The following is a 13,727-nucleotide window of genomic DNA, read 5'->3' on the forward strand; positions in this document are numbered from 1 at the left end:
CTCCGGCGAGGAATAGGCTCTCACTTTCAAACAAAAGTACGAGAGAAATGCTGAAATGGCATCCACCTGGTTGACCATTCTCGGTACCCATTGCCCCAACAGCCGCCTCGTGATTAGCGCGCTCGATGGCCACGTCGGCTGGCGCAAAGGCAAACTTCATCCAGCTAGGACGCCAATTCAGCTCCGCAATATCGGCACTTTGTGGCTTCGATCACCACAGCGCTTGGTTCAATGCAAGCGGCTCCGCTTTTGCGCATACATTTGTTCGTCCGCCAAGAGGACGTAATGCGACAGCGTCTGGTCCGCGCTGGAATCGACCAGCACGACGCCCGCACTGATCGAAACGCAATATGGCCGCTCCTGCATCAAATTGAAGGCGCGCAGATTGGCGTCAATACGCGACAGGATGACTTCTGGCTGCTCGTCGTCAAGGGTATACGCGACAAATTCGTCGCCCCCGAGGCGTGCCACGACATCGGCATGGCGGAACGACTGGCGGAACACAAGCGCGGCGTCCCGGATCATGGCGTCTCCGGCCTCGTGCCCCAGTTCGTCGTTCACACGCTTCAGGCCATCGATGTCCGCAAAGATCACGGCGCTCTTTGTGCGCTTGCGGCGAGCAAGCTTGTAGATTTGTTCGGCCTGCAGGAAGAAGCCGCGCCGATTGTACAGCCCCGTCAGGACGTCGGTCAGCGACAGCATCCGCATTTCGCTCACCGCCTCGTCCCTTTGCTTCAATTCTTCGGCATGGGTCACTGACGTGTCGGCGATTTCCTGGCGCTGTTCGCGCAGAAGCCGCTCGAGTGAAGTCTGCGACTCGATTTTGCCCAGCGCTGCCCCGGCCAACTGCAGAATGTATGTGAGCGTGCGTTTGTATGCATCCTGCGTCGCGGTATCCACGTCATGAATCCAGCTGACTGCGAGGACCACCGCTGCGGCGTGCGCCGGCACGGCCAGCACCAGCCGGCGTGGTCCTCCGCACTCATCGCCGTTGGGCTGGGCGTCCGCAGCGGCGGCCACGTCGGCAGTCATGCGCACGGCGGCGCGGTATAGCGGATGGCCCGTGCCGGCCGAATGCGCAATACCGTAACTGTCGAACTCGACAAGATCGATCCGATCGCCGCGCAGGAGAAGCAAGGCCGAGTCGAACCGGACCATTTCCGCCAGCGCGCGGCCGATCAATGCCAGCGAACCTTGCGCCTCGTCGGTCTGGAGCAGGTCGCGCGCCAGGGTTAACAGTATGCCCAACTGGGCCGGTCCGAGCTGCCGCGTTTCCAGCCGATGTTTTCTCATGGTGCGTCCCCCTTCACTATTCATCCGCCCTGTCTTGCGTCGGCGGCGGGGAGGACGGCGTGATCGCCTCCGAGACCAACTGATCGTTACTGGGCGCGCGGCGCAACAAAGGCTTGTCGAGCACTCGCGCAATCACGCCCGAGGGAACGCGCCTGTATTCCATATACTTCTGCGCCAGCGCCCGGTTGCGCACGGACTGGATGTTGACGCCGCGCGCCACCGCTTTCGCGGTAACCGTGTCAGAGCGTCTTTGGCGTTCGTTCATCAAAGTTCCAATCCAGCATTGCCACAACGCTTCTCCTGATTTGCCGCCTGCACAGAGTGTATGCCTATTCCCGCCCATACGTCGGTCTTCTGTGTGTGCCGGCCCGATATGAAATCCCGCTGATCCCGGCATGCCGGACATGCTAACGCCGCAGTTAGAAATCTGATGCCATGCGACGAACTCATGGATACCGCCGACGCCGCCCGTCGGCTTGATCAGCTCCGGTATCGCCATCTGCAACATGCACTCGACCTGCTGCGCAACCAGCGGATCGCCCAATTCACACTCCAGCGAGTGCTTTTTGGCAAGTGGCAACACCATCGCTTTTCGGCCAACCAAGTCATCGTCCGGCTGAGCTGACAAGCGTTCTCTCGAAATCGCTGGCTATTCACCACAAGCGTTCCCGATCTGCCGCTTGCTTTCGGCCGCGCGCGTGCTGGACCTTCAACCGTTTTTCCCACCAGCCATAGTCTGACATGGTTTCTTTCGCCACCTCCACGCATCGCAGGTAGTCGGGAGAGTCCTTGGCGCATGGCGGGACCGGCGGCTTAATTCCTTGGGAAATGCAATAGCGTACTGCGTCCTCCAGCTCGCCGTCGTTGAGCAAATCCCGGCACGCGGTCGAATGAATCAGTGCAAGGTTCATGTTCTCTATCCATAACTCGCCAATTGCCTGGCAAAGCATTGAAGCGGACGCGGGCCGGAGCGCTCTGCATTCACGCACCAGGCCTGCAGGCCAGCCAGGAGCTCCTCCTGCGTTGCCGGCGAACGCTCCCACAACTTCTCCAGCGCCTGGCGCGCCACATGCATGGCACAGAGTCCAGCACTTTGTTCTGTCACCTGTTCCAGGTCTGCCCGTTGCGTTTCTGTAAGCCGCCAGGGTGCATGGCGTAACAGACGTTTCGCCCGGGCCAAAGTCTCATGCGGGACCAGCTTGGCCAGGCCTGTACGTTCTGCCTGAAACACGGCCAGCGTCGCCAGTGTCAGCTCGCGCGTCAATACCGCACGTTTGCCCAAGACCACCTTCAAAGTCGCCAAGGTCGGCACCAACTGCCCCGCACATCGCATCAAGCGCTGCGGCGGGCGGCGGAGCGATGCCAGCCGCAACGAGCACAATATGCTGATGTAAGTCCAGCCGATATCCAGCTCGAACCAGCGAACCGAAAACTTTGCCGAAGTCGGAAAAGTGTGATGGTTGTTGTGCAGCTCTTCCCCACCGATCAGCAGGCCAAACGGAACGATATTGGTTGCAGCTTCTTGGGAGTCGTAATTGCGGTAGCCGGCATAGTGCCCCAAGCCGTTGACAACACCGGCGGCCAAGAACGGAATCCACATCATCTGGCAGGACCACAGCGTCAGGCCCGGCGCCCCAAACAATCCCAGTTCGATCAACAGCAGCAAGCCCACGCCTTGCCATGTGTAGCGGCCATAAATCCGTCGCTCCAACCAGTCTGCCGGACCGCCATGACCGTAGCGATCCAACATCGCAAGGTCGGCTGCCGCATCGCGGTAAAGTTCAGCCCCGCGCCACAAAACCTGATTGATACCGCGTACGATTGGACTGTGCGGATCCTTCGCCGTTTCGCAATGGGCGTGATGGCAGCGATGCACCGCCACCCATTCCCGCGTCACCATCCCCGTCGTCAACCACAGCCAGAAGCGGAAGCAATGTGCCACGACCGGGTGCAGCTTCAGCGAACGATGCGCCTGGCACCGATGCAAGTAGACCGTCACCGCAACGATCGTCATATGCGTGGTTATCAGTCCGATTAGCAATAGCTGCCACCAGCGTAACCCGAGAAGGCCATCACTCACCCACTGCAAATACATCTCCATGCTGGCGCTCCCTCACGATTCTTGGCCTACAAGTTCGGATGGTCGGCGGCAAACGCGATCGCGTCACGCAGTTGGTCATACCGATAACCTCCATAGAAGAAGTGCCCGTCGGTAAAGGCGATACCATGCAGTTTCATCATGCTTTCGTCTTCGTCTGTTGGCTGATAAGCAGCGGCCCAGCTCGGTTGGAACGCATCATCGCCCAAGAAGCCAGATTTGGCGTGTTCTGCGACAGAATAATGCAAGGCATCTCTGAATACATCGTAATGGTGCTGCCGGAATTCGTACCGTCTCCCATCGAACGATATCTCATACTGTGCCGCCAGGCTTTCATCCGATTCCTGCTTCGCACTTGTAGCGCGCGTGCTTTCCATAATCTTCCTCCCTATCCTATTCCTACCCTCATTTAATACGAGGATCCAATGCCGGGCTTTTGACATCGCATCAGCGTTGGCGTCCGCTCGGGACTCGAATGCGTCTTCCGGAAAAACAATCGAACGCCTCATCGTGTCCGGCCCTGGAAGGCTCGCGTAATCCGATGATGGTGGCATATGTTTGAGTATGGCTGTCGAGGCGTACTTCAGTGCGACGTCATGGCACCGGAACTCAGCACACCTGAGCAAGATATTCCACCCATGGAACCACGTTGATGATTGTTGGCGCATGGCGCACTCCTTCGCTCGCGTTCAGGGAAAACTCGGAAAGGCGTGGCAACGAGCGAGCCTTCCTTCCCGACGCTGCGCGACAATGGCGAGCCAGACGCAAGGCAATACCATTTCACGGCGATTATGGACTTTGACGCGATTGCGCTGTCACGCTGCAATGCTGAGGAAGGCCGGCACAAACTCTGATATTGGCAAGGTACCTGCTACCCACTATACGCCCTAAAGCGAGGTTCCCCTAATGAATTCGCCGTCGGCCCCACGCGCTATCGCACGTTGATTACCATGCCGTCGGGTGTCGCGTGGCGTGCCCATCCAGCTTCACACCTCGGCATCTGGTGAACGCACGCGTCATGACGCTGAGTGCTTCATGGCTTCCGCCTCGCGGGCGGCAGTGCGCTCTTCGCGCGCGGCGGTCGGATCGCCGCTGTTGTCGACCTGCCCGGCAGCGCGTTCTGCATCGCCGTGCGCGCCATCGGCTTCATCGCTCCCGCTAGGACTTTCGGTAGCGGGAGGCTCCAGCATGTCGTGCACCATGGCACGCAGTTCTTCAACGTCGGGCGGCAGACCATGCCTTTTCCGAAGGAGAATATAGTGTTGAATTTCAGATTCCTGTTCGGCACTCAGAGGCAGGCCGCGGAAGGAGAATTCCGGTCCGTTTTCTTTCATGACGGTTCTCCCGGTTGTTGACCCATAAGAGTATATTCCCAAATCTGTGCACGCATCGGCCTGCTGGAGATGTTCGTCGAGGCGGCCTTCCCACATCCCTCGGCGGGCAAGGAGCGTGCTGAACGGCTGATGCGTGGGAACGTGATTCGCGCACGCCATGATCGGCGCGACAAAGTGACGACGGATTCGCGGCACGGCTTGCCCTTCGCACAGAATCTGTTGGCACGGGAGTTCGTGCCGGCAGAACCAAACCAGGTCAGATCACACCATCATCCTCCTTGAGTAAGAACTGCTCGTCATGCGATTGTTCGTCCGTCCCTCCGCTGTCGGCCACCGGCGAAAATGGCTGGTCTTCAGAACGCGGAACGACCGACGAGGAATCGCTTGAAGTAGCCTTGACGCGCCCCGGCGCCGACGCAGGTGTGGTGCCTTCTACTGAACTTGATGAGCCACCTCCGCCCCATCGGTGTCGTCACGGAGTGCTCATGGATATGGCCCAAGCGTATCAGGCCGCTTTGGGCTGTCGAAATCTGTCGGATTTAGACTTTTGAAAGCAATCTGGAAAGCATGTTCTTCTTTGCCGTGTCTGGCTTGTACGGAACATATTTCTCAAGCGCCACTAGCAAATCCAACCAACGCCCAAGAAAAGTTTCATCGGCCTGCAACTGGCGTTTAGATAAACTCCATTGTTCTTCACAGTCGCGCAGCGAAGCACGAATACGATTCGACTCCGTCCAACAAGGTTGGCAAAGAATTCGATTTTGAGTGATGCTCGCCCTCAGGATTTCAAAAGTATACTTTTGGTCCTGCGCTGTGAAAACACTATCAGCGTGACAATGCCAACAATTATAAGGTTTGTCCTTGTATTCAAGGCGAAAACCGAAGGCAACCGATTGTTTACTCTTCTCCGACCATTGTTCAGGATTTGCAGGAACGGAGGTGGGCCTCAAGCTTTTGATCATCCTAAATTTCTATTCTCTCGATGGTTTGCGTGAAAACATAGTGGCGCTTATCTGCGCAAGCGCTTCGAGGCCGTCGGCATCAAGGCCTTCCCATAGGGTATGAACAGGCCTTCACTTTCAGACGCAGGTTTTGGAAAACTACTGAGACCGGCGGCCGCAATAGCGCGTGGACAACGACGCAGACTGCGAACTGGTCTCTTATTTTACCAAATTAAAGCGATCCTTCAGGGCATTAAGCCAGGTGACGTCAAGCAACCCATCATGCTGCATCCGTCCAACGACGATGCCAGGATGAACCCCAATAGACGCAGCAAAGTCTTCAACGGCCACACGAGTACGAGGTAGCATCGCTAGTTTCTTGGCTGCTTCAGGCAGAATCAATTTGTCGCGCGCCCAAGCATTCGCCTCGACCTCTTCTGCTGAGTTGGCGCCGCCTTTCGCCGGATCATCGAGGAAAACTGCGGCCTTCTGCTTGCCGTGCAATAAGATATGTGCGGCCTCGTGGAAAAAGCTAAACCAGAATTTGTCATTGCTTTTCCCGTAGAGTGAAAGCTGAATCAAAGGCTTATGTGGATTAAGCCAACGAGCGACGCCAGATACATGAACGCGAGGCAACGCAGGAACGAGCACAAAGGCAACGCCAGCGTCATGCAACAAATCTGTTAGGCGTGTGTGAAACTGAGCCGGAGGCTTAATGGTAAGAGCTAAGATTTCATCAATGGCTTGACGAAACAGTGCTTCGTTATAGCGAGGACATTCTAGCCGTTCCGCGAACCTTTCTCCGAGCCTCAGCCAAGCAGCCTTCAACACCGAGACCACGCGGGCGGTGATCGACCGCGACGAGTCCATGAAGGATTTCGCGCAACAACTCACAAACGTCAACGCGCAACTCCTTGAGCTTCAAGGCAGCTTTGAAAAGGCGGCGGCAATCCGCTTCGACACCGAACACACCGTCGTTGAAAACCGGCTCTCTCGCCAAAGACAGATTTCCGTCGATGCTGGGGACACGGATACAGTCGCGCAGATTGATGAGGCCAAGCAGAAGCTGGATCTCATGCGAGCAGCGGCAACTGCTCAAGGCCGCGTCAATGAACTGCTGGTCCAGGAATCGCGCATACAGTCTGAACTTGAGGTGGCGACAGAACGTGCAGATACCATTGCAGCCACCTAGAACATCTTAGACAAACATACTGACATGATCCAATGGGCCACCGAGATCAAGGTGCGCGCCGAGCGCAAGGCGGGCGAGATGCTGGCGCAATCTTATTAAAATGGTGAGCGCCATTCTGGTCGCAATGATAGCCGCGTGGAGTCGCAGGATTCGACTCCACAGAAGCCAACCTTATCCGATATTGGCATCACGAAGGATCAATCCTCCCGCTGGCAATCCCTCGCCAGTATGTCGGAAGACCACTTCGAAACCGCTGTCGCCACCGCTAAAGACACAGCAGGTCAAGTCACCACGGCATTCATGCTGCGCGAGGTGTCAAAGTCGAAGTTTTCCTTTATCAAACCGTTTGAATTTGGCCGCGATATGCTGGCCCTTATGATCTTCTTCGACGCGTCGTCCTACAGCAGGCGAACTTACGCCCGCGTCCGTTCGAGCATGGCGCTTGAGCGCTTTGTTTCGTCGCTACATGCGATGAGCCGAACGGCGTCACTGCGCTGGGCACGCGCCTGGTTGCTAGTGGTGCAGATTCCGGACAGCGAAAAGCATCTAGCGGCGCTTGCTTCGTCGATCGGAATGAACGACCGCTCCCTGAATTTCGAAGCGGGTCATCGCAGCATAGCGCGAGAAGACTGTCTCGATCAGCGGCGCTGCCACACCAGCGAGTAGCGCGGCACGTTCACCGGCCAACTCTCCGAACGCCGCACGGGTCAGAAGCGCAAGCGATAGCTTTTCTGCCGCAACATAATCAATTCGTCTGGTCATGTGTTCCACGCTACGCCGATTGCCGGGGGCGTGTCGCCCGCGATTGACGATGCTGCTTCGACGCGCAACGGCGGGTGGATTCGATTCAGCTCCAGCGCTAACGCAACGCTCGTCGAAGTGGCATATGATGACTGGATACGCAATTGGAAGTGGGTATCTCATGAATACCACAACCATCATCGGCATGCTCTTGACGCTCCCGTTTGGTTACGGCGCCCTGTTCCAGGCGCGCCCGAAGGAATGGGTCTTTGAGCATGCGTCCATCGCAATGCTGGAGATCGCCGGGTTCGCCCTTGGCCTGATATGCGTCCTTGTGGGCGTGTTGGTATAAATTCTCCGCGCCAGCCGGACTTAAAATCCGTTGGCCACAAGGCCGTGCCGGTTCGATTCCGGCTCTGGGCACCAAGGTTTCATGCGGGTGTCGAGACTTCTAGGCTGGCGGCCGCTCCGAAATAAGCGTCACCAGCCATTCTTGAACGTAGGCTGGCCCGCCTTCGCACTCCACCTGGTATCCCTCCCATCGCATTCCATCGCCATGGAAATTCATGCACTGCGCCCGATGAAGATCGGGCAGTAGGCGATTGGATTGGGAGGCGTCACCCCATCGCCTGGCGGTTAGACAGGGCTGGCCGTTATGGTGGATCAGCACCAGCTCGCCGAACACGCCGAGGCCGGCATCGCCATCGCGCTTGAAGCGGACACCGTTCTTTCGTAGTTGTTTGATATTACTGTACATACATCCAGCACATCTGAGTTGGTTGTCCTACTGCACCAATCTGTGGAGCGAGGCATGCAGGGAATATCCTTGTAGGACAATCACTTACGCAATATTGCTAGTAATCTTGCATAGCAACATTCAGTTGCATTTGCATGTGCAAATGCTTACCTATTAGGCTAAACTCGCTTCATTACCACTTGACGAAGCTGTCAAGTGGGGATCACTGGAGAAACGAATGTCAACGATCGCTGTACACGGCCTGAAAGCATTCAGCAAGCTCGTGCACGGGAATGCTGATCGCAATCTACAATTAATTCGCGCCATCGATGAGACGCTGGGCGCGCTCTATGAGGATATTGAGCGATTCTCGCTTCTGAATCTGGGCGCTGACCGATACATCGAACATCTACGTCGCGGTGAACTGCTGGAGGAGAAAAATGGGACTGACCTGCCCAATCTCTTCGACGAGGCTCGCGATGCACTGGGGCGTCTTTATAAGCTGTTAGAGGAAAAGCACCTTTGCGCTGTTAGCGACCACGATCTCACGGATGATGATGGAATTGTAGAAGCGTATGCGCGCCTCCTGGCCGAGGTCTCAGATCTGCACAACAAGGTCAATACCATGGCCTGGCTGGTCCGCGAAATCGAAGCTGATCGAGATACCGTCATGCCAGGTAGTTTTGCTGACGTCGAAGAGCTATTCGAAGCGATGGGCGTGTGAATGCAGAGCTGCCGCCCTGCGATTCGCGAGGTTAGGTACAACGAAAAATTCGAGAGTGATATGAAACGCTTGCCGCCTGATGTATTAGGGGCGGCCAAGGATGCGATCAGGGACTTAAAGAAGGATCCAATCCCAACGACGCGCCGATTGCATAGCCTGACAGGTTACAAGAATCCAAAGGTATTCGTAATCGACGTTTTCAGCAACCATTCGTACCAAATTACTTTTGAGATCGATGACGGTATTGCTACCCTACGCCGCGTTGCAAAGCACGTAGCGATCGATAGAGCACCGTGATCATAAAAGGAGCCCGCCTAGTGCGGGCTTTTTCATGCGCGCATTACGGGCGAGTAATCCGCGCGTCCTAATCAGGACTTCTCAGAATCAGCAATCATGTAATGCTTCGGCTTCTCGTCGGCTTGCACGTCGACCAGCGCGCCCGCCTGGGCATTCGACGGCCCGAGGTCGACGTTCCCTTTCCGCAGCGCGTGGCGAGTGCAGATCCTACTTTCAGCATTCCTTCATGGGGTGCAAGGGGTCTAAAGCTCCTGTTCGATTCCAGTCGGGCGAATCGTACTGGCCTGTTACCATTAGTCCAGACGAAAAATCCTTGTAAACCCGCACACGCGGCCTATGCTGAACTTGTCGCGGACAAAGACGCGACCGGGTTGGGAAGCCCGAAACGACAAAGGCGTTTGGACCGCCTTTTAGGCGGTTTTTTCGTCTATGCCTTGCAACTCCTATGGAGCGGCAGGCAAGGAGGTCTTACGGCCTACCGGTTACTTTGTCGCCGGGACTTCCCACCTTGCCACTTGCCGCTCCCCCCGCCATTACTGGAGCGGCCTGCCAACACATTGGGAGGTTGCCATGTCTAATGTTGAAAACCCGCAATTCCGAAATCTCGACCGTGCCCCATACGAACTCAGTCACCTTCTCGTCAAAATCGGCCGAGGGGACCCGAACGAGAGTCTGAAGCAACTGACGGACGCTGCCGAAGACCATGCTTCTAATGCCAGCGGAACACTCCTGCGAGGTCTGGAGGCAATCGGCCATCTGATGATGTATGCCGGCACGAATGAACAGGCTGGTGACCTTGGGTCCCGCTACGTGATGTGTATCGGCGATCTTATCTCGCATATTGCCTGCGAACTTCAATTCCTTGGCGAAGTCGACACGGTGGCATATACCGCAGAAATCATCGCTGCCGCTAACAGCAAGCAGCGCAACGTAAAAGATAAGGTGCAATCATGATCACCTGGACTGCAGTATCGAGCGGCCTATTGCCGATCAACGCCATTCAGTTTGTTCTGGCCTGGGATGCCGATCGCGGCATGGCGGATATTGCATGGTTCGAAGATGGCGGTTGGCTTAGCGCAGACGGGGCCGAACCCATAAACGTCACTCACTGGTCCCCAATTATTGGCCCGGATGGTGAAGAGATGATCTACCCGCGCGAGGACGAAGCCGACGAGGTTCAATCATGATGACCGACCTCAAGACGCCACAAGAAGCGAGGATCATTCAGGCCTATCGGTCTATGGATGATCTCGCCCGTCTGGACACCATGACATTCGTGCTTTTGATGGAGCGCACTCATCCAGCTCCACCACCTCGCCTTAAGCTTCAGGTTGTGGAGGGGGATGCTCAGAAACCGACCAAGCGCCGCCGCAAGGGACCTTTGCTCTTGGTAGTACGGGGATGTGCGGAATGAGTACGCAGGTCGACACACTGTTCCGCACCGCATTCGAGGTGCCACGCGACCCACGCAGCGAGCCTTACAAGGCTGGCGTGCGGGCCGCCCTGACCTTCCGTATCGACGGGGTGCGAATTCCGCGCCTGTACCGTCCTGCGACTGCCGAGGACGATGCTTTCTATGCTGGGCAAGCCGAAGGACATGCTATCTGGCGCCAAGCGATCGTTGGCAACGTTCTGTATCCTGGGTTTGTAACCCAGGCGTAACCCAGCAGAATTTCTGCTCAGCCGTAAAAATTGTAAGTTATTGATTTTATTGGCCTGCCCTACAGGAATCGAACCTGTGACCCTCGGCTTAGAAGGCCGATGCTCTATCCAACTGAGCTAAGGGCAGAGACGCGGGCAAAGCAGAAAAGCTTTGCCGCAAATGAAAAGCGGGTTGTCCGAAGACAACCCGCTCAAGGAATTTCCTGGTCGGAGTACAAGGATTCGAACCTTGGACCCCCTGCTCCCAAAGCAGGTGCGCTACCGGGCTGCGCTACACTCCGATAAACGAATAATACCCCGGCGAGGCATCATCCGTCAATGTCGCTGGGGCAACTTTATGCGGCCAGGGCCGTTTCAACCTTATCGGCAATGCGGCGGGCCATGCTCTGGGCCTTGTCCGCATCGCGCGCTTCGACCATCACACGGATCAGCGGCTCGGTGCCCGACGCGCGGATGAGTACGCGGCCGGTGTCGCCCAGCTCGGCTTCCACTTTTTCCTTTTCCGCGACCATGGCGGCATTCTTCTGCCAGTCGAAACCGGCCGGCACGCGCACATTGATCAGGGTTTGCGGGAACAGCGTGACTTCGCCGGCGATCTGCGCCAGCGACTTGCCGCTGCGCTTGAGCGCGGACAGCACCTGCAGCGCCGAAATGATGCCGTCACCGGTGCTGTGCTTGTCCAAGGCCAGCAGGTGGCCGCTGCCCTCCCCGCCCAGGATCCAGCCTTTTTCCTGCATCACTTCCAGCACATAGCGGTCGCCGACTTTGGCGCGTGCGAAGCCGATGCCCTTCTGTTTCAACGCGACTTCGACCGCCATATTGGTCATCAGGGTGCCGACGGCGCCGGCCACGCCACCATTGGCCAGGCGGTCCATCACCATCACATACAGCAGCTCGTCGCCGTTATACAGGCGGCCGGAGGCATCGCACATGATCAGGCGGTCGGCATCGCCATCGAGCGCAATGCCGAGATCGGCTTTGTGCTCCAGCACGGCGGCGGCCATGGCTTTCGGCGCGGTGGCGCCAAAGCCGTCGTTGATGTTCAGGCCGTCCGGCTTGTTGCCGATGGCGATGACTTCCGCGCCCAGTTCATGGAAGACGTGCGGGGCGATGTTGTAGGCGGCGCCGTGGGCGCAGTCGACCACGACTTTCAGGCCGCGCAGGTCCAGCTCGTACGGGAAGGTGCTCTTGCAGAATTCGATATAGCGGCCTTGCGCGTCATCCAGGCGGCGGGCGCGGCCCAGCTTTTCCGGCGCGACGCATTCCATCGGCTGGTCGAGCATTGCTTCGATGTCGAGTTCGACCGCGTCGGGCAGCTTGGTGCCCTGGTCCGAGAAGAACTTGATGCCGTTGTCCTGGAAGGGATTGTGCGATGCCGAGATCACGACGCCGGCCTGCAGGCGCAGCGCGCGGGTCAGGTAGGCGATGGCCGGGGTCGGCATCGGGCCGGCCAGTTTGACATCCACGCCGGCGGCCGAGAAGCCCGCTTCCAGTGCGGCTTCCAGCATGTAGCCGGAAATACGGGTGTCCTTGCCAATCAGGACTTCCGGGCGGGCTGTGCCCGTGGTGGCGGCCTTGGCCAGCACCTTGCCTGCGGCATAGCCCAGGCGCATGACGAAATCCGGGGTAATTGGAGCCTGGCCTACCAGGCCGCGCACACCATCCGTACCGAAATATTTACGTGCCATATTGTGTTCTCTTCCTTTCTTAATGAGCCGCCTGCCACACGCGCAGTGCGTCGACGGTCTCTGCTACATCATGCACCCTGATGATCTGGGCGCCGTGCGCCACTGCGGCCAAAGCGCCGCCGATACTGCCGGCCAGGCGCTGCTCAACCGGTTTGCCGGTGACAGCGCCGATCATGGACTTGCGCGACAAGCCAGCCAGCAGCGGTACGCCGAGCTCGTCCACCATCTGTTTGCCCGCCTTCAGCAGCGCGTAATTGTGCTCGACCGTTTTGCCGAAACCAAAGCCGGGATCGATCCAGATGCGCTCCTTATCGATGCCTGCCGCCGTCAGGACGGCAATGCGCTCGGCCAGGAAAGCAGTCACCTCGCGCACGACATTATTGTACTCGGGGTTGGCCTGCATTGTTGTTGGATTGTTAAGCATGTGCATTACGCACAACGCGCAATCACTGTCTTTTACGGCGTCGATTGCCCCCAGGGCGCGGAAACCGTTTATATCGTTGATCATGTCGACGCCCGCCAGTGCGGCTTCACGCATGACTTCCGGTTTATAGGTGTCGACGCTGATGGCCTTGCCGCAGTCGCGCAGGGCGAAGATCAGGGGCATGACGCGGCGCAATTCTTCGTCCAGCCCAACGGCCGGGGCGCCGGGCCGGCTGCTCTCGCCGCCAATGTCGATGATGTCGACACCGTCGCGTATCATCTGCTCGGCGTGCGTGATGGCGTAGTCGAGGCTGGCGAATTGGCCGCCGTCACTGAAGGAGTCGGGGGTGGCGTTGAGAATGCCCATCACCAGCGCGCGGCTGGTGGGGAAGTTGAAACGGCCGAATTTGTGTTGAGGCATTGGTGCTTTGGGCTTTTGACCCGGTAAGGCGGGGGACCCGATCTACTCGCCTGCCGCAGCTCAAGGGTCTGATTATAAACCACTGGCCGCCGCACAGACGGGGTCTGACCCTGCGGGTCCGACCCCGGTTTACCGGTTTAGAAATAAAAAGGGCGAGGACGCATCCTCACCCTTTCC

General features: G+C 57.6%; 20 protein-coding genes and 3 tRNA genes. 10 read left to right on the forward strand and 13 right to left on the reverse strand.

Features of this window, described 5'->3' with window-relative positions; genetic code table 11:
* Positions 1-228: 228 nt before the first annotated feature.
* The 8 genes from H597_RS0120490 to H597_RS31830 all read right to left on the reverse strand — a co-directional run bounded on the left by H597_RS0120490 (position 229) and on the right by H597_RS31830 (position 6,536).
* Positions 229-1,317, reverse strand: coding sequence for a GGDEF domain-containing protein (locus tag H597_RS0120490; RefSeq protein ID WP_229632221.1), 1,089 nt, complete (start codon positions 1,315-1,317; stop codon positions 229-231).
* Positions 1,310-1,837, reverse strand: a complete 528-nt coding sequence (locus H597_RS35985; protein ID WP_229632222.1) for a hypothetical protein — start codon at positions 1,835-1,837, stop codon at positions 1,310-1,312. The genes H597_RS0120490 and H597_RS35985 overlap by 8 nt, the downstream gene beginning before the upstream one ends.
* Positions 1,838-1,946: 109 nt before the next feature.
* Positions 1,947-2,204, reverse strand: coding sequence for a hypothetical protein (locus tag H597_RS0120505; protein WP_028103770.1), 258 nt, complete (start codon positions 2,202-2,204; stop codon positions 1,947-1,949).
* Between the two features lie 5 nt (positions 2,205-2,209).
* Complete coding sequence (locus H597_RS0120510; protein ID WP_035374817.1) at positions 2,210-3,394, reverse strand: DesA family fatty acid desaturase; 1,185 nt, start codon at positions 3,392-3,394, stop codon at positions 2,210-2,212.
* 26 nt (positions 3,395-3,420) lie between these two features.
* Positions 3,421-3,768 (reverse strand): hypothetical protein, encoded by a 348-nt coding sequence (locus tag H597_RS34990; RefSeq protein WP_154668197.1) that lies wholly within the window; start codon positions 3,766-3,768, stop codon positions 3,421-3,423.
* Between the two features lie 639 nt (positions 3,769-4,407).
* Positions 4,408-4,725 (reverse strand): hypothetical protein, encoded by a 318-nt coding sequence (locus H597_RS31825; protein WP_035374818.1) that lies wholly within the window; start codon positions 4,723-4,725, stop codon positions 4,408-4,410.
* Between the two features lie 539 nt (positions 4,726-5,264).
* Entirely contained in the window at positions 5,265-5,687 is a 423-nt protein-coding gene (locus H597_RS34285) for a zinc-ribbon domain containing protein (RefSeq protein WP_083941209.1), read from the reverse strand.
* A gap of 198 nt (positions 5,688-5,885) precedes the next feature.
* On the reverse strand, positions 5,886-6,536 hold the full coding sequence (locus H597_RS31830) for an ImmA/IrrE family metallo-endopeptidase (RefSeq protein WP_051293963.1): 651 nt from the start codon (positions 6,534-6,536) through the stop codon (positions 5,886-5,888).
* On the opposite strand from H597_RS31830, the gene H597_RS0120530 reads away from it, so the two are divergent.
* From H597_RS0120530 to H597_RS0120545, 4 genes are all read left to right on the forward strand, one after another.
* A complete protein-coding gene (locus tag H597_RS0120530; protein WP_154668198.1) occupies positions 6,535-6,858 on the forward strand; it encodes a hypothetical protein in 324 nt (107 codons plus the stop codon). The genes H597_RS31830 and H597_RS0120530 overlap by 2 nt on opposite strands.
* 135 nt (positions 6,859-6,993) lie before the next feature.
* On the forward strand, positions 6,994-7,524 hold the full coding sequence (locus tag H597_RS0120535) for a hypothetical protein (protein ID WP_028103776.1): 531 nt from the start codon (positions 6,994-6,996) through the stop codon (positions 7,522-7,524).
* Between the two features lie 256 nt (positions 7,525-7,780).
* The gene (locus H597_RS34995) at positions 7,781-7,951 is read left to right on the forward strand and encodes a hypothetical protein (protein WP_154668199.1); all 171 of its coding nucleotides are present in this window, start codon (positions 7,781-7,783) and stop codon (positions 7,949-7,951) included.
* Positions 7,934-8,025 (forward strand) — tRNA-Leu (locus H597_RS0120545). Before H597_RS34995 ends, H597_RS0120545 begins: the two co-directional genes overlap by 18 nt.
* A gap of 25 nt (positions 8,026-8,050) precedes the next feature.
* Here H597_RS0120545 and H597_RS35000 read toward each other — a convergent pair.
* On the reverse strand, positions 8,051-8,356 hold the full coding sequence (locus tag H597_RS35000; protein ID WP_154668200.1) for a hypothetical protein: 306 nt from the start codon (positions 8,354-8,356) through the stop codon (positions 8,051-8,053).
* A gap of 217 nt (positions 8,357-8,573) precedes the next feature.
* Between H597_RS35000 and H597_RS0120555 the strand changes: the two genes are divergently transcribed.
* From H597_RS0120555 to H597_RS31845, 6 genes are all read left to right on the forward strand, one after another.
* Entirely contained in the window at positions 8,574-9,059 is a 486-nt protein-coding gene (locus H597_RS0120555) for a hypothetical protein (protein WP_028103777.1), read from the forward strand.
* Between the two features lie 60 nt (positions 9,060-9,119).
* Positions 9,120-9,356 carry a hypothetical protein gene (locus H597_RS0120560; protein ID WP_154668201.1) on the forward strand — a complete coding sequence of 79 codons (237 nt, stop codon included), beginning with the start codon at positions 9,120-9,122 and terminating at the stop codon, positions 9,354-9,356.
* 570 nt (positions 9,357-9,926) lie between these two features.
* Positions 9,927-10,310, forward strand: a complete 384-nt coding sequence (locus tag H597_RS35005; protein WP_154668202.1) for a hypothetical protein — start codon at positions 9,927-9,929, stop codon at positions 10,308-10,310.
* Positions 10,307-10,543 (forward strand): hypothetical protein, encoded by a 237-nt coding sequence (locus H597_RS0120575; protein ID WP_028103781.1) that lies wholly within the window; start codon positions 10,307-10,309, stop codon positions 10,541-10,543. The genes H597_RS35005 and H597_RS0120575 overlap by 4 nt, the downstream gene beginning before the upstream one ends.
* Positions 10,540-10,770, forward strand: a complete 231-nt coding sequence (locus tag H597_RS31840; protein WP_154668203.1) for a hypothetical protein — start codon at positions 10,540-10,542, stop codon at positions 10,768-10,770. Before H597_RS0120575 ends, H597_RS31840 begins: the two co-directional genes overlap by 4 nt.
* Entirely contained in the window at positions 10,767-11,018 is a 252-nt protein-coding gene (locus tag H597_RS31845; RefSeq protein WP_051293964.1) for a hypothetical protein, read from the forward strand. The genes H597_RS31840 and H597_RS31845 overlap by 4 nt, the downstream gene beginning before the upstream one ends.
* A 50-nt stretch (positions 11,019-11,068) precedes the next feature.
* Here the strand turns inward: H597_RS31845 and H597_RS0120585 are convergent.
* From H597_RS0120585 to folP, 4 genes are all read right to left on the reverse strand, one after another.
* Positions 11,069-11,145: transfer RNA gene (locus tag H597_RS0120585), tRNA-Arg, on the reverse strand.
* 77 nt (positions 11,146-11,222) lie between these two features.
* Positions 11,223-11,299, reverse strand: a tRNA-Pro gene (locus H597_RS0120590).
* 54 nt (positions 11,300-11,353) lie between these two features.
* Positions 11,354-12,706, reverse strand: a complete 1,353-nt coding sequence (glmM, locus tag H597_RS0120595) for a phosphoglucosamine mutase (protein WP_028103782.1) — start codon at positions 12,704-12,706, stop codon at positions 11,354-11,356.
* Positions 12,707-12,725: 19 nt separating this feature from the next.
* The gene (gene folP / locus H597_RS0120600; RefSeq protein ID WP_028103783.1) at positions 12,726-13,550 is read right to left on the reverse strand and encodes a dihydropteroate synthase; all 825 of its coding nucleotides are present in this window, start codon (positions 13,548-13,550) and stop codon (positions 12,726-12,728) included.
* Positions 13,551-13,727 lie beyond the last annotated feature (177 nt).

The organism is Pseudoduganella violaceinigra DSM 15887 (genome assembly GCF_000425385.1).
GTDB lineage: Bacteria > Pseudomonadota > Gammaproteobacteria > Burkholderiales > Burkholderiaceae_D > Rugamonas > Rugamonas violaceinigra.